We start from the raw sequence: 18,149 nt of genomic DNA, 5'->3' as shown, positions 1-18,149 counted from the left end.
ACCCGTTCCTGCGCGGCCTCGACCAGGACCACGCCGGATTCCAGCTGCTACGTCACCGCATCCTTCTGTCCTAACCACCGAAAGTGCGCCAGAGCCGTTATCCCGACAGTCCCCGCGTTGGGTGCGGGACGGCATCGTGGTCAACGCGGTCGCACCCGGTTCGGTCCCGACCAACCTTTCCCGGCATCTGGGCAGGCCCGCCGGTGTCACGCTGGAGGACGGTCTGCGCAAGACCGTCGAGCAGGGCGCGGCGACCTCGATCCTGCTGGCGGTGTCGCCACTGCTGGACGGGTCAGCGGCCGGTACTTCGCCGATTGCGCCGAGGCGCTGGCGCTCACCCGGCGGCCCGCCATGAATCCGATCACGGCCGAGTTCATGAACGGCATCGCCCCCTACGCCCTCGATCCGGCGGCCGCGGAACGGCTGTGCGAGGAGTCCGCACGGATGATAGATCTCGGTGTGGCGGTGCGGCACTGAACATTCCCTGCCGAACCGCACCCCGGTCCGGCCCTTGCACTGCCACTACCAGCGTTGCGGGGCAACAGTGTTCGATCGGCTGGCGTTCAATCAGCCTCTGCCACTAAGATTCTCACGACAGATATCGGGCACGCTCCACGATTGCGAAAAGAGCCTCGTCATGATTCTCGTGGCCCTTCACCTGCACGACACCATCCTCGCGCAGGTCGGCAACCCTACTCCCGAGACCCCGCCCGCGGCGGACAAACTGATGAAGCTCGTGCGGTACTTCACCTGGTTCGTCATCATGTCCGGGATCCTCGCAATCGTCTATGCCGGAGGCCATTTCGCCTGGGAGAAGTGGACCGGCGGCGGCTCGCAGTCACCGAAGATGGTGGCGGGCGCCATGATCGGCGGACTGGTCGCTACCAGCGCGGGCACGATCATGAACGCCGTCATCGGGTAGGCGATACCGCCCGGCCGCAGTCTCCGCGGCCCGGTCGGCGGCATCACTCCGAATCGTCGGCGCGCCCCTCGCGGGAGGCGTCCGGGAACAGCAACAATCTCCGCCGTCGGCGGCGATCCGGACCGAACGAGACTCGAACCGATTCCAGCGGTTCGAGTCTCGGGATCACCCGGCATGCGTGAGCGCGTGCCGCTGCTCGGCGGCCGATTCGAGCCGGGACCGCGGGCCGCTACGCGGTGACCGCGAGTTTCCGATCGATGAGGGCGGCGATGCCGGACTCGCCGCAGCCGATCACGTCCTGGTCGCCGACAATGAGGCGTTGGTGCGCACGTGTTTTCGTGTCCGGGTCCACGCGGCCCGGCATCGGCCAGGCGGGTACCGGCGGCGCGACCGACCGAGTGCACGGATCGGATGACACCTGGTCTCGAGCGGTTCGGATCGCTCCCATTGCGACGATATACCGTTGTGGCATAGCCGATCCGGTACCGCATCCGAGGAGACTGAACGATTGAACAGCGGCAACCCAGCGTCCGACCGACAGCGATCCCCGGTGCTGATGGCCGACGAGCGGATCGGCGTGAACGATGCGGTGGCGGCCGCGGTGACCCGGTCGGTGGGTTCGATGCCGGCACTGTACCTGGTGCTGGCGGCGTTCGCCGTCTACGCGGGACTGGCGACGTGGTGGCCTCCCTTGCATCGGGCCGATCCATATCCGTTCCAGTTCCTGCTGTTCCTGAACAATGTCGTGCAATTGGTGCTGTGCCTGGTCATCCTGGTCGGCCAGCGGGTGCTCAGCGCCGCGGCCGACCGGCGCTCGGTGCAGACCTATGAGAACACCGAGATGGTGTTCCGGCAGGTCGCGGATCTGCAGGCACATCTGGACCGACAGGACCGGGAGTTGAGCCGCGGGTTGAGCCTGCTCGAGTCGAGTCCGCACCCGTGGATCGAACAGCATCGGGTGCAGGATCCACCGCAGGCGGCCGATCAGGCCGTCACCCGCAACGATCGGATCGCGGCCTGGCTGACCACGCGGCTGGGCAGCGTCTGGGCGTTCTATCTGGCGGCCGGAACGCAGGTCGCGTGGATCGTGCTGGCACAGACCGGACTTCAGCGGTTCGATCGATATCCGTTCCTGTTCATGACATTTCTGTCCTCGCTGGCTCAGCTGGTGTTCATGATCGTGATCATGGTCGGCCAGGATGTGCTGGGCCGCACCGGGGATCGTCGTTCCGAGCAGACCTTTCTCGATGCCCAGGCGGTGTTGCACGAATGCCGCCGGATGAAGCAGCGGTTCATCGCGCAGGATCGGGTGATCCACAGCCTCACCGGATACGTCACCGGTCAGGTCACCGAGCAGTTGGCGCGGGCGATGCACGAGACGAGCGAGCGCGTGGCGCATCAGGCGCGGGTACACGCGGCCATGACCACCGGGCGGGTCCCGGCCGAGGCCGATGTGTTGCGCTCATGGTCGGAGCTACCCGATCGCAAGCGCGCGGCGAGCCGGTTGCAGGCCCGCCGCATCGGGGAGAATCTCGCCGCGATCGGCTGCTTCATGGTGCCTGTTTTCGATAACGAGTTGGCGGCGCACTTCGACGACGCCGAGGTGCGCAGACTGGCCGAACTCGAATACGGCCACTGGATGCAGGACCGGATCGCCGCGCGCTTCACGAATCTGTCCGAACGACACGATCGGGACGACGCGCTGCCGCTGCCCTGGGACGAATTGCCCGATGCCGCGCAGCTTCAGCATCTGCGGGCCGCCCGGCGTATTCCGATAGTGGTGGAGCAGGCCGGTTTTCAGGTGCTGCGTGGTGGGCCCGCCCCGAGTTGAGCTGCGCGGCGCGGGCTTCAGGCCTTCGCCCGCACACCGGCAGCCGTCAGCCGGTCCGCGAGGGTCCGACAGCGCTGTACGAGTTCGGGCGGGTCCAGCACGGTGAACTCGTGCCCGAGCAGCAGGACGTGGACCAGGACGAGGTCCAGATCTTCCGCGCCACTGAGGATTTCGCAGGTCCCGTCCGCTCGCGGGTGTACGACGGCGGCCTGGGCGGGAACCTGCGCGCGCACCGTTTCGGCCGGTGCCCGTACGTGTACCCGGGCCCGATGCGGATATGCCCGCACCACGACACCCTCCTGCACGTACGACGCCGCCGCGGGCATCTCGCGCGGCCGGAACCGCCACGTCCGCGCGGCAACTTCGGTCATCCGGTCCACCCGGAAGCTGCGCCAGTCGTCCCGGTCCAGGTCGTAGGCGAGCAGATACCAGCGCCGGTCGGAGGCGACCAGGCGGTAGGGCTCGACCCGCCGCCGTCGCGGCGGGGTCGAGGACGGGTAGTCGAACCCGGCCTCCACCTGGTCCCGGCACGCGCGGGCCAAGGTCATCAACATCCGCGGATCCACCGGTGTGCGGCCCCCGCCGAAGGATTCCACCGCACCGGCCAGCGCGGCGACCTCGTGCCGCAGGCGGGTGGGCAGTACCCGGTCGAGTTTGGTCAGCGCCCGCAGTCCGGCGTCGCCGTCGCCGGTGATCGCGCCGCCCGCACCGACGAGCAGCGCGACCGCGGTGGCGATGGCCTCCTCGTCGTCCAGCAGCAACGGCGGCAGGTCCGGACCGGGGCCCAGCCGATAGCCGCCGCCGATACCGTGATCGGACTGCACGGTGTAGCCCAGTGCGCGCAGCCTTTCGATATCGCGCCGCACCGTGCGGGAAGTGACCCCGAGCCGGTCGGCCAGTTCCGGCCCGGTCCAGATCTGGCGTTGCTGCAACAGCCCGAGCAGGGTCAGCACCCGTTCGGTGGTACTTCGCCCGTCGTCCTCGTCCATATCTCCAGACTGCCAGAACCTGCGGACCGTAGCTGTCCGCAGGGCGTGTCATGGTGTGCGCATGACCACAGACCAACTCGACTGGAACCGTATGCTGCGCGAGCAGTGCGAGTACCACTGGGAACACCAGGTGCGACCGCGCCTGGCCGGGCTGACCGATGCGGAGTACTTCTGGTCGCCGGTTCCCGATGCCTGGAATGTTCATCCGCGCGGCGCGTCGTCCGCGGCCATCCAGGGCGGCTCGGGAGATTTCACCATCGACTTCGCCTATCCGGAACCGGACCCCGTGCCGTTCACCACGATCGCCTGGCGGCTGGGCCATGTCATCGTCGGCGTGCTGGCCATGCGCAACGCGGCGCATTTCGGCTCGCCCGCAACCGATTACAACACCTGGGAGTACGCCGGTGACGCGACCACCGCGCTCGAACAACTCGATACCCAACTCGATATCTGGTTCACCGGACTGCGTGGCCTCGGCGAGGACGGCTTGCGAGTCCCGGTCGGCGAGAAGGAGCCCTTCCCGGACGCACCGATGGCCGCTCTGGTACTGCACATCCACCGGGAACTGATCCACCACATGGCCGAGGTCTGCCTGCTGCGCGACCTCTACCTGCACACGAACGGTTCGAGTCGATGAGCCGCGAGATCCAGATCACCGTCGACGCGCACGACCCGCGCGCACTGTCCACGTTCTGGCGCGAGGCGCTGGGCTATATCCATCCGGGCCCGCCCGGGGTCCCTCTCCCTGCCGGAGCCGACCCGCTGGTCGCCTGGGACGAATTCCTCGCCGGTCTGGGTGTTCCCGAGGATCAGCGCAACACCAGATCCGCCATCGAGGATCCCGGCGGCCGCGGCCCGCGGGTGTTCTTCCAGCAGGTGCCCGAGGACAAGATTGCCAAGAACCGCCTGCACCTCGACCTGCGCGCCGCGCCCGGTGCAGCGGGCCCGGACCGCATGGCAGCTCTCGAAGCCGAATGCGACCGTCTGGTCGCACTGGGCGCCACCCGCCTGCAACGCCACGAACCCGCTCCCCCGATGGCCGCGGGTCACATCGTCATGGCCGACCCGGAGGGCAACGAGTTCTGCCTCGACTGACCCTTCGGTCGGCCGAAAACTGTCATACGCCAGGCTCGAACGCATTGCCGCCCTTGTTATCCGGCGTGCGGCAGGAAATCGCGGTCAACGAAGGCCGCGTAGTCGGGAAGGTTCACCGAGCGATCGACCGATCCCTGCGCCTTGGCCCAATTCGCCTGAGCGACAAGCACTCCGGTGAGATCGGCGGGGAGCTGGATGGTGTAGTCGAATTCCGGCAGGATGCGGCCGACCAGGTCGGCGGGCAGTTGGGTGGCGGTGGCGACGGCCGAGATCGCCGGTGCGGCGCGAGTGGCGAGCTGGGCACTCGCGTCGTTCAGGGCGGCGAAGAAGGCCGACAGCGCGTCGGACTTGCCGGCGACGGCCGTGTCGGTGGCCAGGTAGAGGCTGTGCTGATCGTAGGTGCCGCCGGCGAGTTCCACCGCGTCGCCACCGAGAGCCTGTTCGACCTGAGCCTGGTAGGGCTGGAAGATGGCGATCGCGTCGACGTTGCGCTGCGTCGCGGCGGTGACCGCCGCCGGTGGCGCGACCTGCACGAGCTTCGCCTCGATATTCGCGTGCGACAGCGCGTTCGAGGCGAAGTAGGCCGCGCTGGTACCCAGCGGCGTGCCGATCGATTTCCCGGACAGGTCGTTCAGCGAGGTGATTCCGGCGCTGCGGCGGGCAACGATCCGAGAACCCTGCCACCGCGATCCGTCCCCGACGATGCGCAGGGACGGTGTGCGGGTGAGTGCCGCCGCCGCGGGCACATCGGCGGCGGTGGCGATGTCGACCTGGTGCGCGGCGAGCGCCTGCAGCGCCTCGACGCCGGTGGCGAAATCGACCACCTTCACCTTCACCCCGCGCTCGGTGAAGTATCCGCTGTGCTCCGCGACGGGTATCTGCGCCCACGAGGGATCCACGACGAAGCCGACCGTGAGCGTCTTGGGATCGGACTCACCGGAGCCGGAGCACGCGACCAGTGTTCCGAGCAGGGCCAGGAGAGCGGCGACCACGGTGATCGGCCGGAGTGTACGCGATGTCATATTCTTGCCTTCGTAATTCAGAGTGAGGTCGACGTTGTTGTGCGAGAACCACCCTCGGGGTCGCGCTCGATCCCGAGTTCGTGGTGCAGCGTCCGGCGCAGTTCGCTGTATCCGGGTTGGTCGGCCAGGGTGTCCGCGGGCCGGGGGCGGTCGAGCGGATTGGTGATCCGGTTCGCGATCCGCCCGCCGTGCAGCACACTGATCGTGTCGGACAACCGGATCGCCTCGTCCACGTCGTGGGTGACGAACACGATCGTGCGCCGCAGCCGGGTCCACAGATCGATGAGCAGATCCTGCATATTGAGCCGGGTCAGGGCATCGAGCGCGGCGAACGGTTCGTCCATCAGCATGATGTCGGGTTCACCGGCCAGCATCCGCGCCAGGCCCACTCGCTGACGCATGCCGCCGGAGAGCTGATTCGGCCGCTTCCCGGCGATCTCGGCGGGCAGCCCGACCAGATCGAGCAGTTCCTCGATCCGGGCGCGTCGTTGTTTGGCGGCGACTCTCCTTGCGCGTAGGGCGAATTCGATATTGCCCGCGACACTCATCCAGGGGAACAACACGTCCCGCTGAAAGGCGACGCCCCGGCGCGGATCGGGGGCGCGCACCGGTTCCCCGTCCTCGGTGACCGTGCCCGCGGTGGGCGCGATGAGCCCGGCGAGGCAGTGCAGCAGCGTCGATTTCCCGCTCCCCGACGCACCGACCAGGACGCTGAACGCCCCATCGGGCACGGCCAGATCGATACCCCGCAGGGTGGGGTGCGGATTTCCCGGGAAGTGCACCGCCAGATCCCGTGTCGCGATCGCCATCTCAGCGCACCTCCTCGGCCCAGCGCAACACGGGTGCGGTGATCGCGACGATCGCCAGATCACATGCCGCGCCGAGGATTCCGAGCACGATCAGGCAGAAGATCAGCCGGTCCGCCTGCGAATAGAGTTGCGCCTGATAGATCCGGTAGCCGATACCGGCGGTGGTTCCGGTCATCTCGGCGACGACGATCAGCACGAAAGCCATTGCCGCGCCGACCCTCACCCCCGCGACCACATCGGGAACCGCCTCGGGGATGACGATGCGGGTGAGCATCTGCCGACGTCCCGCGCCCAGGCACCGCGCGGCCTGCAGATAGTCCGGCGGAGTTCCGGCGAAGCCGGAGTGGCTGTTCATCCAGACCGGTACGAACACACCGAGCGCGATGACGAGCACCTTGCTGTTCTCACCGAGCCCGAACCACAGGATCGCCAGTGGCACCAGCCCGATGGTCGGCACCGGCGACAGCAGCCGCAACACCGGTTGCAGCAGCCGGCGGCCCGCACCGGTATTCGCGGTGAGGATCGCCGCCCCGATCCCGACGACACCCCCGACCGCCAGTCCGAGCACCGCCCGGCGCAGGCTTGCCCCCAGATCCGGGACGAGCAGCCCGTCGCGCCACAGCGCGTGACCCGCCCGGATGATCTGCGGCACGGTCGGAAACAATTGGCGCGGAAAGGCTCCCGTGGCAGCCACCACGGACCACAGCAGCGCGGCCAGGGCGATCCCGGCGGCCGTTCCGCCGACCACCCGCCAGCGTCGGCCCGCTACGCCCGGCAGCCTTCGCCACACACGTACCCGGTCCGGCGGGAGATTCGCCGTCGCCGGGTCCATACGCCCTGATGTCGTCTGCAGACTCGATGTCATCTGACCTGAACTCTTTTCGGTGCTATGCGCCGGAACGCGCGGTGGTGCGCAGATCGACAGCGGCGGGTGCGGTCTCGGGCCCGCCGAGCGGCACCCATTCGAAGGGCACGGCCTGGGCGCGGTAGACCATCGGTGTCGAGGTGAGGCGGTCCACACCCGGCGCCCGCGGTTCACCGACCTCAGGTTCGCCGCCCACGCCCAGCCCCTCGTAGGGCGAGACGTACTCCCACACCACGCGCCCTTCGGGGGTCACCTGGAAGATCCGGCCCTGCATCCCCTCGGTGACGAGGGTGTTGCCGTTGGGCAGGCGCTGGGCGTTGCCGACGAAAGAGCTGAAGAACGTCCACGAGGGCAGTCCGGAGTCCTCGGCGGTGTACTGCCAGACGATCTGCCGCGTCACCGGATCGATCTCGAGCACCCGCGATCCGGCGTAGATGCCCAGTGGCGCAGGCGGATACCCGGCGCCGCCCTGATTGTCGAAGACGAGGATATTGCCCGCACCCGGCAGCCCGTCGGCGATGAGGTGCGGATTGTGCTGTCCGGAGATCTGGTCGAGCGCCCGCGGCACCTTGTGCGCGTTGATCCGCTGATGCTGCGCGCCCGGAACCGCGTCGAAGTACGGGCCCGCCTGCCACACAATGGATTCGGTCGTCTTGTCGATCAGCGCGACGATATTCGCCTTGCGCGAGCTGATCAGGATGTTGTCCGGGTGGAACACACCATCGGGGTCCGCGCGGTGCCAGCGATTGGGACCGAGCGTCTTGGCGCTGTTGATCTCCAGATAGCCCCAGGGATCGTCGGGATCGCGAGCGACGGTCTCGCGCAACGCACTCCACCCCTCCTCGGAGAAGCCCAATTCGGCCAAGTGGTCGCCAGCGCGCCACTCCCAGACGATCGCACCGGCCGGATCGACCTCGTAGAGCCCCTGATCACCGACCGGATGCGGCCCCAGTTCGGGCACCACGCGCGGGATGGTCACCAGCAGCAGCCGGTTCCCGTTGGGCAGCAGCTCCCAGTCGTGGTTCTGCCGCGCCGCCCCGCCGGGGGCCTGGGCGCCCCATTCCCAGACGCGTTCGCCGGACCAGGTCAGCTGTCCCACAGTGCCATTGGCGTAGATGCCGCCACGCGGATCGCCGCTGAACGACAGGCGCAGTCCGACGTCGCCGAGCCGACCGTCCGCCAGCGCGGGATCGATGATGCGCGGCGGCACGCCCGCGAACGGCCACTCGTGCCGGACCACGCCGTTCGTATCGATCAGGCGCGTGACCGAGTCCGCCCCGGTGAACAAGAGATAACTGTCATGAGCCGATTCGGGATCGTGATACGTGACGCCGGTAAGTCGTACGAAGGCCATGCAGTTCACTCCATCAGGCGGTTGTTAAACGTTCGGATCGCGAATGTTACGAATCTAATCGATTTGCGCAGCACGTTCTTCGTGCTGAGACTGTAAGAATCAGAACGATTTCAAGCGTGGCCCGATGCGATGCGGGCGAGGACATTGGAGCGGAAGTGACTGTCAAACGCGCGACCCTCGCCGATGTGGCCCAGCGGGCGGGCACCTCCACGGCGGTGGTCAGCTATGTACTCAACGACGGACCGCGCCCGGTGTCGGACCGATTGCGCGCCAAGGTCCTTCGCGCGCTGGACGAGCTGGACTACCGCCCCGACCACGCCGCACGGGCCCTGCGCCGCGTCCGCCGCTGGCGGCATCTGGGGTTGCTGGTGCCGGACGTGCGCCTGCCGTTGTTCGGCACGATGGTCGGCCAGATCGAGGTCCAGGCCCGCGAGCGCGACCACCTCATGCTCATCGGCAACACCGGATACGACCCGGAACGGGAGATCGAATTCGCCCAAGCCTTCGCGGATTCCGGTATCGACGGGCTCATCGTGGTCGGCGGCGCGAACGGCGCCGCCACCGCCGAGTTGTGCCGCCAGGCGCGCATACCGATCGTGTGGGTGCACAACAACCGCGACCATGTGGAGTCACGGGTCGTCGGGGCCGATCACATCGACGCGGGCAGACTGGCCACCGCGCATCTGGTACAGGCTCATCATCGCGAAAAGATCGCCTTCGTGGGCGGTTTCACCGCCGCGGACGCCGCGCACGGCGATCGCGAGACCGTCGCACAGCGGTATGCCGGATACGTCTCGGTCGTCGGCGAGAGCGCGGCGCGCCACCTCCCCACCGACCTCACCCCGTCGGGCGCCTATCGCGCGGTGAGCCGCCACCTCACCGCCGGACCGCCACCCGACGCCGTGGTCGTGGGCACCTACGGCCAGGCCGCGGCGACCGTCCGGGCGGTGACCGACGCGGGTCTGCGCATCCCGCAGGACATTTCACTGGTCGGCTACGATGCCGACCCCGCGAACACGTATACTCAGCTCACCCTCACCGCCGTCCAACAGCCCATCGCCACCATCGCCCGCGCCGCCCTGTCCCGGGTCCTGGACACCGGCGCGCGGACCGCCGACCGCCCGCTCCCGCCGATCGAGATCCATCTGGCCATCGGCGAGAGCTGCGGATGTGCGGGGCCCGATACCGGTCGATCGTGAATCGTCAGCCCGGTTCAGTACTTGGCCATGAGATACGACCCAGCGATGATCATCGCGCACGCGGCCACCCGCTGCGGATTGATCCGCCGACGCGGGAAGCCCATCACCCCGAAGTGATCCATCGCCGTGGCCAGGAACATCTGCCCGGCGATGATCACCGCGTTGAACGTGCTGACCCCGACGCTGGAGGCGACGGTGATCATCGCGAAGATGGCCGCGCCGCCGGTCAGCCCGCCGAACGGCGCCCACTTGGGCATGGCCGCCAGATCCGCCCGCGTCGGCCAGCGCCGCGTCGCGCGCGCGGAGAACAGCAGTGACACCGCGAGTATCAGGGCGACGCCGGTGAGCGCCACCGCGTAGGAGATCACCCCGCACAGCCAGACGTTCTTCAAGGCCAGCTTCATCGAGTTCTGGCAGCCCGCCTCGACCGAGCGCAATGCGCCGCCGATCAGCATGAACAGGAAGACCAGCGCCATCATCGAGCGCGGCAGCGCGGGGCGGACGGGGGCTGGGACGGTGGCGGTCATCGGGAAACCCTTTCCATCACGGGGGTGGCGGCCGAATCCGTCGGCGCGGAGTCCTTGGCCATGAGATAGACGGCCGCGCAGATCAACCCGGCGGCCACCAGACGCGGCGGGGTCGCGTGCCGCACCGCGAATCCCATCAGGCCCATATCGTCCATGACCAGTGCGACGAGCATCTCGCTCACGATCACCACCGCGTTGAAAGTGGCCACGCCGACATATCGCGCCACGGTGATCATGCCGACCACCGCCACCCCGCCGACGAGTCCCCCGAACGGCGCCCACCAGGGTAGATGTCGTAGGTCCGCCATGGTGGGCCAGGACGTTTTCGACACCAGCACGGAGATCAGCAGGAAGATCGAGAATCCGGTCAGCGCAACGGCATAGGAGATCACCGCGCACAGCCAGATATCGCGCACATACAACTTCTGAGTGTTCTGGCAGCCGACCTCGACGGACCGCAGTCCGCCGGCGACCAGGATGAACAGGAAGACGAATCCAAGGGTGAGAACGGCCACGAGCAGACGACCTTCGGACTAGAGCAGTCATGGACGAGTGCCACAACCCGCCGAGGCCGACCCCGTGACGCATCCGAGCGTCGCTCGCCGGATTGTGACTCGTTTAATGTACCGTCAACTAACGGCACTATCAACAGCGATACATGTAAATCCCTGGCCCACATCCTATTCACACCAACCGGCCGGTCTGGTTTGCCTGAATTCCCTTGCCGCAGGTCAGGTACGTGACGTCCGACGACCAGACAAGGCCGGGCCGACCGCAGTCGAAGCAACGAAAGATCGAAGGGATCAGCCCGCGCTCGTTCAAGACCGCCACGATCGTCGATCCGGTAGCTGATTCCCGCCGAACCTGGTCGGTCGCGGCCAGGGTCACAGGCGCGAAGATCGTGAGCCGGTCCGGCGGGGACATCACGTATCGGTGCCGAGCATCCGAGAGCCGAACAGCACCCCTCTATACCCCGGAAACTTCGCGACCGCCTGTATCCCTCCTGGGAGCCGGGGGTTTACACCTACCTGTGGTGCGTGCGTGCTGTTGCCCTGAATAACGTCCCGGCCGCGTGCATTGTCCGCCGGCGTTCTACGCTTGCCGCTGCGGCATTGTGATGAAGATAAGGAGCGCGCTCGTATGGCGAAGAAAGTCACGGTCGAATTGATCGACGACTATGACGGCAAGTCGAAGGCGGCGGAAACAGTCGTGTTCGGTATCGATGGTGTCGAGTACGAGATCGACCTGTCGATGAAGAACGCGGGCAGTTTGCGGACGGTGTTCGAGCAATGGGCGCAGCCTGCCCGCAAAGTTGGCCGGGTTTCCAAAACCACGAGCAAGGTCAACAGCCGGACGGCGGTGGACAGGGAACAGACCAGAGCGGTTCGGGAGTGGGCCCGCAAGAACGGCTACGACGTGTCCGGCCGCGGGCGAATCCAGGCCAGCGTCCTCGAGGCCTATCACAAGGCCGGGTAGCCCCCGCACCGGGGATCGCGCCACACGCGCGATAGGATTTCGATTCGGGTGTCCCTTCGGAACGGGTATCGACCCGGTCGCGTTGTGCCGCTGAGCGGTGTCGTCGACCGGGTTCCTCGGGCACATCGACACCTGCCGGGTGACCGATTCCAGCGCAGTTCCGGAAAGCGACTATTCGGTATCGGAGAATTAACGTTCACGTAGCCGATTAATCGTGGCGCATGGAATACTTGGTCGCATGTCAGCGCTTTCCGCGATCGACCAGGATCAATCCATTTTGATGGCTGAACTCGAAAACCTCCGCGAGCACAGCATTTCACTAGCTGTTAACCGTCGCGATGGGCAGGAGCCGGTCGCTATCGAGATCCTGACACGCATCGTGAAGAAATTACGGCCGGGTACCTGGATCAGCGCGGAACACCGCATCGACGCGATCATCGATGTCCTGGCCGCGGCGATCGAGCAATTGCCGGACGAAATGCTTCCCGACGCCGCCGAGAACTCCCCGATCACCTGGCGCAGTGCAGCGCGGATCCTGTTCCAAGCACCACCACTGCCGTTCGAACTGTTCGTCGCGGTCAAGAAGACCGACGCCGGCGCATCTGCGCCCTTCTCCGCCAAGGCCGTCCGCTACGTCCAACACACGGCGGGATTGTCCAGCGGCGAGCAGTCGATCGGAGATGTCACCCGGTTGCTCCATCACGAACTCGCCCGCATTCTCCTGCAGGAGGAGAAATCAATGACTACCTCACCCAGCGCGCCGGGACGACCAGGCGCACTGTGACGCGCGTTGGCTTCGCCCGGCGAATCCAGGCGAAGCCAACGGATCGACTCGAAACGGGTCGGGTCGGATGGTGCGTCCGCACCAACGAGCACCGGCAGCCAGCGGGTGTCCGGTGCCTGCGGGCGCCCGAGACCGAAAGCCCAACCGGCTCTTCTACCCCGCCGGTGCGTACAGCTCCGCTTGGATGCGGTACATCTGTGCGTACTGGCCACCGGCGGATACGAGTTCGTCGTGGGTGCCTGTTTCGATCAGTTCTCCTTCGTGCATGACGAGGATGATGTCGGCCATGCGGACGGTGGTGAGGCGGTGCGTGATCAGGATGACGGTGCGGCCGAGGGCGAGTCGGTGCAGGGTGTCGTGAAGTCGGGCTTCGGCTCGGGCGTCCAGGCTGGCGGTCGGTTCGTCCGCTATCAGGATTGCCGCGTCGCGGTACAGCGCGCGGGCCGCGGCGAGGCGTTGCCACTGACCGCCCGATAGGTCACAGCCGGAGGCGAACTGCTTGCTCAGCAACGTGTCCCAGCCGTCCGGAAGGCGGTCGATGACCTGGTCGGCGCCGCTCGCGCGGGCGGCATGGGTGAGTAGTTGGTCGTCCACGGCGGTGAAATGGGCGCCCAGGGTGGCGGCGGCTCGGGCGGTGAGGGGCCATCGGGTCGGGGTTTGCATGATCACTGCGGTGCGCGCGGCTACCGATTCCGGAGTGAATTCCGTGAGAGTTGTTCCATCCCAACGAATTTCACCCTCGTCCGGGATGTAGAGACCGGCCAGGAGTTTGGCCAGCGTGGTCTTGCCCGACCCGTTCTCCCCCACCAGCGCGATCACTTGCCCCGCTCTGATGGTCGCGGTCACGTCATGCACAGCCAGGGTGCGCGATCCTGGATAGCGGAAGCTCACTCGCTCGAGTTGGATGACGCGCGGTGACAGCGGCGCTGCCGTACCCGTGCGGGGTCGGGTGCGGTGATAGCAGGTGGCCAGCACGCGGTGGTAGTCCAGGATGAACAGACCCTGTTCATGGAGCCGGGTGGTGCTCTGCGCCAGTTGGGTCACCGCGGTGTGTGCCGACTGCAGAGCTACCAGCGCGGTCGCCGCGACGGCCAAAGGTATTGCGCCGGTGTACAACAGCACCCCCAGCAACGCGTAGACGCCCACTGTGGCAACACCGGTCGCGGTACGGCCCACCGCGGCGTGGTACTCCTGTGCGAGGCCGACATAGCTATCGACTGATTCGCGGATCCTGGAGATGGTGTCGTGCTCGCTGATCAGATCGGGCTGCGCGCCGAAGGCTCGTAGTTCCGCGGCGGCATCGCGGTCGGTCAGCAGGTCGGTGACTATCCGCACGCGCCGGTCGTAGGAGACGATCTGGTGCAGGCTGCGGTGACGCAGTCGCGAGGACCGCACCGCGCACCATGCCGCGGGGAGGGCCGATAACAGGACCGCGGCGGGAAGCACCGGATGCAGCAGTCCGACAGTCATGGTCGCCGCAGTCAAGGTAATGGCTGCGGTCAGCATCGAAACACACTGTGTCACAGCCTGTTCCATCATCGGCAGGCTACGGTCACACGCACGACGCAGATCATCGTGATAGTCGGGGTCGGCCAGCGCGCTGAGATCGACATAGGCCGCGGCGGCGATCAGCCGGGACTCGGCTGTGCGCCGCACTCCGGGCCCCAACCGTGCACCTCCCGCGGTGACCGCGGATACCAGTCCTGCCCGCACCGCGACGACAAAAGTCAGCAGGGCGATCTGGCCGAGCGCCCCGAACACCCGGCCCGGCGTGGGGCCCGCGGCGAATATCGTCGTCAGTACGTGATTGGCGGCCAGCAGGCCGGTCGCCGAAGCGACACCGGACAGCAACGCCGAAACCAGCACGCCGACCGCGAGCCACGGCGAAATCTGCCAACTCAACCGCGCCACTGTCCGCACGACGACCGGCAGCGCGCCGAGCATCTCCCGCAGGGACGCGGTATCGGTTTCCTGGTCATGATGTTCGAATTCCTGTGCCCGCAAACGCGTCTCGGGCGGTATCAGCGGACGCTGCGGGCCACGGAGCAGCCGTAGCAGCCCGCTCAGGCCGATCGCGGCTCGCTTGGAATGCTGACCGCTCACCGGGCCTCGCTCGCCAGTGCGTCGGACTCACCGGCGGTGGACGAGTTCGGTGTCGGGTCGGGCGAACCGATTCCCAGAATCGTACTCAGCGCGACCTTGGTCATCGCGGTACTCCTGTCGAGTTCCCCGGACCGCGACACGGCGGGGCAAACGTTGTCTGTGCCCGCGAAATGCCCTTTCGCCATTGTCTATTCGAGCTGGGGGCCGGCGGCGCTCCGACGAGCACCACCACCGCCCGCACAAGCCGGCGACCGCCGCTGACAGACATCGATCGACCTCCAGGAAAGACAAGAAAAGGTAGCCGGCACCGGTCACCTCACGACAGCAACGGTCAGCGTCGTTCCGCACTACGAATGCCAGGCCCGAACGCAAAACAACCCGAACTGAAATCCCTATCGTGCCGCCGGGCGACGCTAACTCCCGCACCGGGAATGCTCAATCCACTGAACGAATATCCGGGGAAGCAACAGGGGCGGCGGCGGAAAACCTCAGTGCGCCCACAACAAGGAACGGCTGCCACGGACAATCGTCCGGTCGGCTACCGGCTCGATGAAACATCACCTATTCTCGTCCTGTGAGTTCCGTCGACAGCGCGCTGACCGATTCGGCAGTTCGCGGTGCGTACACCCCGGCGCAGGCCCGCACCATCGCCGCCGCGGTGGAGCTGTTCGATCAACACGGCGTGAGTGGAACGTCATTGCAGATGATCGCGGACGCGGTGGGGGTCACCAAGGCGGCGATCTATTTCCAGTTCCGCACGAAGTTCGAGATCGTGCTCGGCGTGGTCACCACCGAACTGGCCTGGCTCGAAGGCCGCGGTCGACGAGGCCGAGGCCGAACAATGCGATGTGACCGCCCGCGAGCTGCTGTTGAGCCGCATGATCGATCTGACGATCGAGCGGCGCGGCCTGGTCGGGATGCTGCAGACCGATCCGGTCATCACGGAGTTCCTGGCCGACTACGAACCGTTCCACCGGGTCATGGATCGCTTGTTCGCGGTCCTCGAGACCGGTGATGCGGCCGGCAGCGTGCAGGTCCCGACCTCGATGCTGATGGCGGCCATCGGCGGTGCGGCCGCACACCCACTGGTCGCGAATTTCGACAACGCCACCCTGCGCTCGCATCTGATGCACCTGGCACAGCGACTCTTCCGGCTACCCGGCTGACCCCCAGCGAGAATCCGGCACCAATCACCGAGCGGCGCTCAGCTTCACCGAATTGATCCAGACGGCGATTCGCAATTGTCATTACCCTACTGGACCGGTCGATTTCATCGCTTGCGCTCCAATCCGCCAGTCGGCATATCCACGGCATCTCTGCGCGAGAGGCGTTGCGAAGCAATTCTGCCACAACGCTAGCCAATCGGCTAGGTTGCGGGTCGAGCAGGCTGCGCGACCCTGTCCCACCTCGACGATCCGGCGAGGACCACTCTCGAAGGAGGTCTTGCCGCAGGCTTGCCGTTCGGCTAGCCTCAGCCTATCCGATCGGCTGGATGATGGTTCGTTTTCGACACTGCTCGACATTCCGACCTCTTCCACCGTTCAGGACTCGACGACGAGCAGCGGAGGCTGAGATGAGCAGACATAGCGCATCACAGAAAACGGGCAGGACATTGCTGCGCCGACTCTCACCTTCTTCCCGTCATCTATTTTCGCACGGCCGGCCGTTCAGCTTGTCGGCAAAACAGGTGCAGCCACCGGGATCGAGCTCGATGAAACAACGGTCTGACGTGTCGCCTCGTTCTCGGAAATCGTCGCCGTCGCGAATAACGCCGACGCATCCGTATCGGCGGAGCGCGGTGGCCTCGGCGTCATTGCAGCAGTTCCCGATATTGGCGGATCCGCCACACGCATCCCCGATGTGAGGATTATGTTCGTGGCCCCAGTATCCCGCATTATCGCGACCGGAAATACTCATCCGCGTCCGGTGCGCCCGGCTCATGATCGGCGCCGTTCCCGCGCGCCTCATCGCTTGTCCAAAAGACCAGGTGGTTCGATGTCTCTCGCACTCTCCTCGTTTCCCGTGAATTCCGACCTGCCCGCCGAAAACGACCTCGTGGAGACCCGAACCTGCCGAGCCCTGATCAACTCGATCGTCGCCGGCTCCCTCCGCACAACCACCCACGAAGCCGAGGCCGCCGGGGTTGAATGGGCGCAAGCGGGAATACCGCTGGAAACGGTGCACAAACACCTGACCGACCGCGTCGTGAACACCTACCACCTCGACCCGTGCGCCGCGATCGACTCCGGCCTGCCCGAGGAGATCGTGGCAATCCTCACCTCGGTCCTGGCGACGATATCGACCGCGTACCTGACCGAATTCGGCGATCGGCAATCCCCCCGGCAACGACTGATATCCGCACTGCTCGACGGCCAGGACCCCACCGGCCTGTCCCGCGAATGCGGCATCGCCCTCGCGCGTTCCTACGCGGTGGTGGCAGTGGCGTTTCCGGTGCGCGGCAGGAGGGGCCCACTGCGCCCCGCCGCGCGAACCAGGGTCACCCTCGAGCTCGAACGCCGAACCGGCCGAACAGCTTTGACGCGATTGTCCGATCAGGGCGGCACCCTGCTGATCCCCTCCCCCGTCGACGACACCGTCCTGGATCGAATGCTCACCCGACTGTCCGCGGCGGCCGGAGTCGGCCTCACCGCGGCCACCACCTCCGCGGCACCGGTCGCGATCCCCGACGCGGTGCGTCAGTCGCACGAATTGCTGGATCTGGCACTGGTTTTCGGCCGCATCGGCAAGATGCACCGGCTCACGGACCTGGCGGTGGAATATCAGCTGACCCGCCCCGGCCCCGCCCGGGACCAACTCGCCGCGGTACTCGCCCCGATCGAACACGCGCCGCACCTGATGCAGACCCTGCGCCTGCACCTGCCCGGCATCCTGAGCCGCCAAGCCATCGCCCATCGCCTCAACATCCACGTCAACACCGTCGACTACCGGCTCAAACGAGTCGCCACACTCACCGGATTCGACCCACTCCTGCCCGCAGGCCAATGGACACTATGGTCCGCGGTGATCGCCCGCAGCCAAGCCGGACTGCTCACCGCCGTCAAGTGAACAACCTCGCAATGACCTGCGCCGTTCCACGGCAACCCTTCGCGATGGCACGACGAAGGTGTGCTCATACACCTGGGCGAACGCGAACTCTTTCGACCGTTGTGACG

At 66.6% G+C, this 18,149-nt stretch carries 21 protein-coding genes; 11 read left to right on the top strand and 10 right to left on the bottom strand.

The genetic code is table 11. The features are described from left to right. Window positions 1–121 precede the first annotated feature (121 nt). From NV1_RS39875 to NV1_RS39870, 3 genes are all read left to right on the top strand, one after another. Window positions 122–355, top strand: a complete 234-nt coding sequence (locus NV1_RS39875; protein WP_067904234.1) for a hypothetical protein — start codon at window positions 122–124, stop codon at window positions 353–355. Continuing rightward, window positions 352–477: a hypothetical protein gene (locus tag NV1_RS46545; RefSeq protein WP_281181970.1), complete on the top strand. Its 126-nt coding sequence runs from the start codon at window positions 352–354 to the stop codon at window positions 475–477. Before NV1_RS39875 ends, NV1_RS46545 begins: the two co-directional genes overlap by 4 nt. 160 nt (window positions 478–637) lie before the next feature. Next, window positions 638–922: a hypothetical protein gene (locus NV1_RS39870; RefSeq protein ID WP_067904231.1), complete on the top strand. Its 285-nt coding sequence runs from the start codon at window positions 638–640 to the stop codon at window positions 920–922. Window positions 923–1,151: 229 nt separating this feature from the next. Here NV1_RS39870 and NV1_RS46540 read toward each other — a convergent pair whose 3' ends face one another. After that, the gene (locus NV1_RS46540; protein ID WP_281181969.1) at window positions 1,152–1,286 is read right to left on the bottom strand and encodes a hypothetical protein; all 135 of its coding nucleotides are present in this window, start codon (window positions 1,284–1,286) and stop codon (window positions 1,152–1,154) included. 144 nt (window positions 1,287–1,430) lie between these two features. Here NV1_RS46540 and NV1_RS39860 point away from each other — a divergent pair, with 144 nt between their 5' ends. Beyond that, entirely contained in the window at window positions 1,431–2,753 is a 1,323-nt protein-coding gene (locus NV1_RS39860; RefSeq protein WP_157117710.1) for a DUF1003 domain-containing protein, read from the top strand. 17 nt (window positions 2,754–2,770) lie between these two features. Here the strand turns inward: NV1_RS39860 and NV1_RS39855 are convergent, their stop codons facing one another. Then, on the bottom strand, window positions 2,771–3,742 hold the full coding sequence (locus NV1_RS39855; RefSeq protein WP_067904223.1) for a helix-turn-helix transcriptional regulator: 972 nt from the start codon (window positions 3,740–3,742) through the stop codon (window positions 2,771–2,773). A gap of 61 nt (window positions 3,743–3,803) precedes the next feature. Here NV1_RS39855 and NV1_RS39850 point away from each other — a divergent pair, with 61 nt between their 5' ends. Continuing rightward, window positions 3,804–4,379, top strand: a complete 576-nt coding sequence (locus NV1_RS39850) for a DinB family protein (protein WP_067904221.1) — start codon at window positions 3,804–3,806, stop codon at window positions 4,377–4,379. Then, on the top strand, window positions 4,376–4,837 hold the full coding sequence (locus tag NV1_RS39845; protein ID WP_067904217.1) for a VOC family protein: 462 nt from the start codon (window positions 4,376–4,378) through the stop codon (window positions 4,835–4,837). Before NV1_RS39850 ends, NV1_RS39845 begins: the two co-directional genes overlap by 4 nt. 56 nt (window positions 4,838–4,893) lie before the next feature. On the opposite strand, the gene NV1_RS39840 is transcribed toward NV1_RS39845, so the two are convergent. The 4 genes from NV1_RS39840 to NV1_RS39825 are packed head-to-tail and all read right to left on the bottom strand — an operon-like array spanning window position 4,894 to window position 8,887. Further along, a complete protein-coding gene (locus NV1_RS39840) occupies window positions 4,894–5,859 on the bottom strand; it encodes an ABC transporter substrate-binding protein (RefSeq protein WP_067904214.1) in 966 nt (321 codons plus the stop codon). Between the two features lie 17 nt (window positions 5,860–5,876). Further along, a complete protein-coding gene (locus NV1_RS39835; RefSeq protein WP_067904211.1) occupies window positions 5,877–6,668 on the bottom strand; it encodes an ABC transporter ATP-binding protein in 792 nt (263 codons plus the stop codon). 1 nt (window position 6,669) lies between these two features. Further along, window positions 6,670–7,533, bottom strand: a complete 864-nt coding sequence (locus NV1_RS39830; protein ID WP_084526610.1) for an ABC transporter permease — start codon at window positions 7,531–7,533, stop codon at window positions 6,670–6,672. Window positions 7,534–7,555: 22 nt separating this feature from the next. Next, complete coding sequence (locus NV1_RS39825; RefSeq protein ID WP_067904208.1) at window positions 7,556–8,887, bottom strand: arylsulfotransferase family protein; 1,332 nt, start codon at window positions 8,885–8,887, stop codon at window positions 7,556–7,558. A gap of 155 nt (window positions 8,888–9,042) precedes the next feature. Here NV1_RS39825 and NV1_RS39820 point away from each other — a divergent pair, with 155 nt between their 5' ends. Further along, window positions 9,043–10,086: a LacI family DNA-binding transcriptional regulator gene (locus tag NV1_RS39820; protein ID WP_245714173.1), complete on the top strand. Its 1,044-nt coding sequence runs from the start codon at window positions 9,043–9,045 to the stop codon at window positions 10,084–10,086. A 14-nt stretch (window positions 10,087–10,100) separates the two neighbouring features. On the opposite strand, the gene NV1_RS39815 is transcribed toward NV1_RS39820, so the two are convergent. The 3 genes from NV1_RS39815 to NV1_RS39805 form a co-directional block, all read right to left on the bottom strand. After that, entirely contained in the window at window positions 10,101–10,613 is a 513-nt protein-coding gene (locus NV1_RS39815; protein ID WP_067904205.1) for a DMT family transporter, read from the bottom strand. Next, window positions 10,610–11,128, bottom strand: a complete 519-nt coding sequence (locus NV1_RS39810) for a DMT family transporter (RefSeq protein ID WP_067904202.1) — start codon at window positions 11,126–11,128, stop codon at window positions 10,610–10,612. Before NV1_RS39810 ends, NV1_RS39815 begins: the two co-directional genes overlap by 4 nt. 169 nt (window positions 11,129–11,297) lie before the next feature. After that, window positions 11,298–11,537: a hypothetical protein gene (locus tag NV1_RS39805; RefSeq protein ID WP_067904199.1), complete on the bottom strand. Its 240-nt coding sequence runs from the start codon at window positions 11,535–11,537 to the stop codon at window positions 11,298–11,300. Window positions 11,538–11,753: 216 nt separating this feature from the next. Here NV1_RS39805 and NV1_RS39800 point away from each other — a divergent pair, with 216 nt between their 5' ends. Beyond that, complete coding sequence (locus NV1_RS39800; RefSeq protein ID WP_067904196.1) at window positions 11,754–12,089, top strand: histone-like nucleoid-structuring protein Lsr2; 336 nt, start codon at window positions 11,754–11,756, stop codon at window positions 12,087–12,089. A 238-nt stretch (window positions 12,090–12,327) separates the two neighbouring features. After that, entirely contained in the window at window positions 12,328–12,873 is a 546-nt protein-coding gene (locus tag NV1_RS39795) for a hypothetical protein (RefSeq protein ID WP_067904193.1), read from the top strand. Window positions 12,874–13,026: 153 nt separating this feature from the next. On the opposite strand, the gene NV1_RS39790 is transcribed toward NV1_RS39795, so the two are convergent. Next, window positions 13,027–14,976, bottom strand: a complete 1,950-nt coding sequence (locus tag NV1_RS39790; protein ID WP_084526606.1) for an ABC transporter ATP-binding protein — start codon at window positions 14,974–14,976, stop codon at window positions 13,027–13,029. An 848-nt stretch (window positions 14,977–15,824) separates the two neighbouring features. Between NV1_RS39790 and NV1_RS46215 the strand changes: the two genes are divergently transcribed. Both NV1_RS46215 and NV1_RS39775 read left to right on the top strand, forming a co-directional pair. After that, window positions 15,825–16,142 (top strand): hypothetical protein, encoded by a 318-nt coding sequence (locus NV1_RS46215; protein ID WP_245714174.1) that lies wholly within the window; start codon window positions 15,825–15,827, stop codon window positions 16,140–16,142. An 829-nt stretch (window positions 16,143–16,971) separates the two neighbouring features. After that, entirely contained in the window at window positions 16,972–18,042 is a 1,071-nt protein-coding gene (locus NV1_RS39775; RefSeq protein WP_169813538.1) for a PucR family transcriptional regulator, read from the top strand. The last annotated feature ends 107 nt before the right edge of the window (window positions 18,043–18,149 follow it).

It is taken from the genome of Nocardia vaccinii NBRC 15922, assembly GCF_001613305.1.
In the GTDB taxonomy this organism is placed as follows: Bacteria; Actinomycetota; Actinomycetes; order Mycobacteriales; family Mycobacteriaceae; genus Nocardia; species Nocardia vaccinii.
The sequence above is the reverse complement of the archived record's forward strand: the minus strand, read 5'-3'. Positions and strand labels throughout refer to the sequence as shown.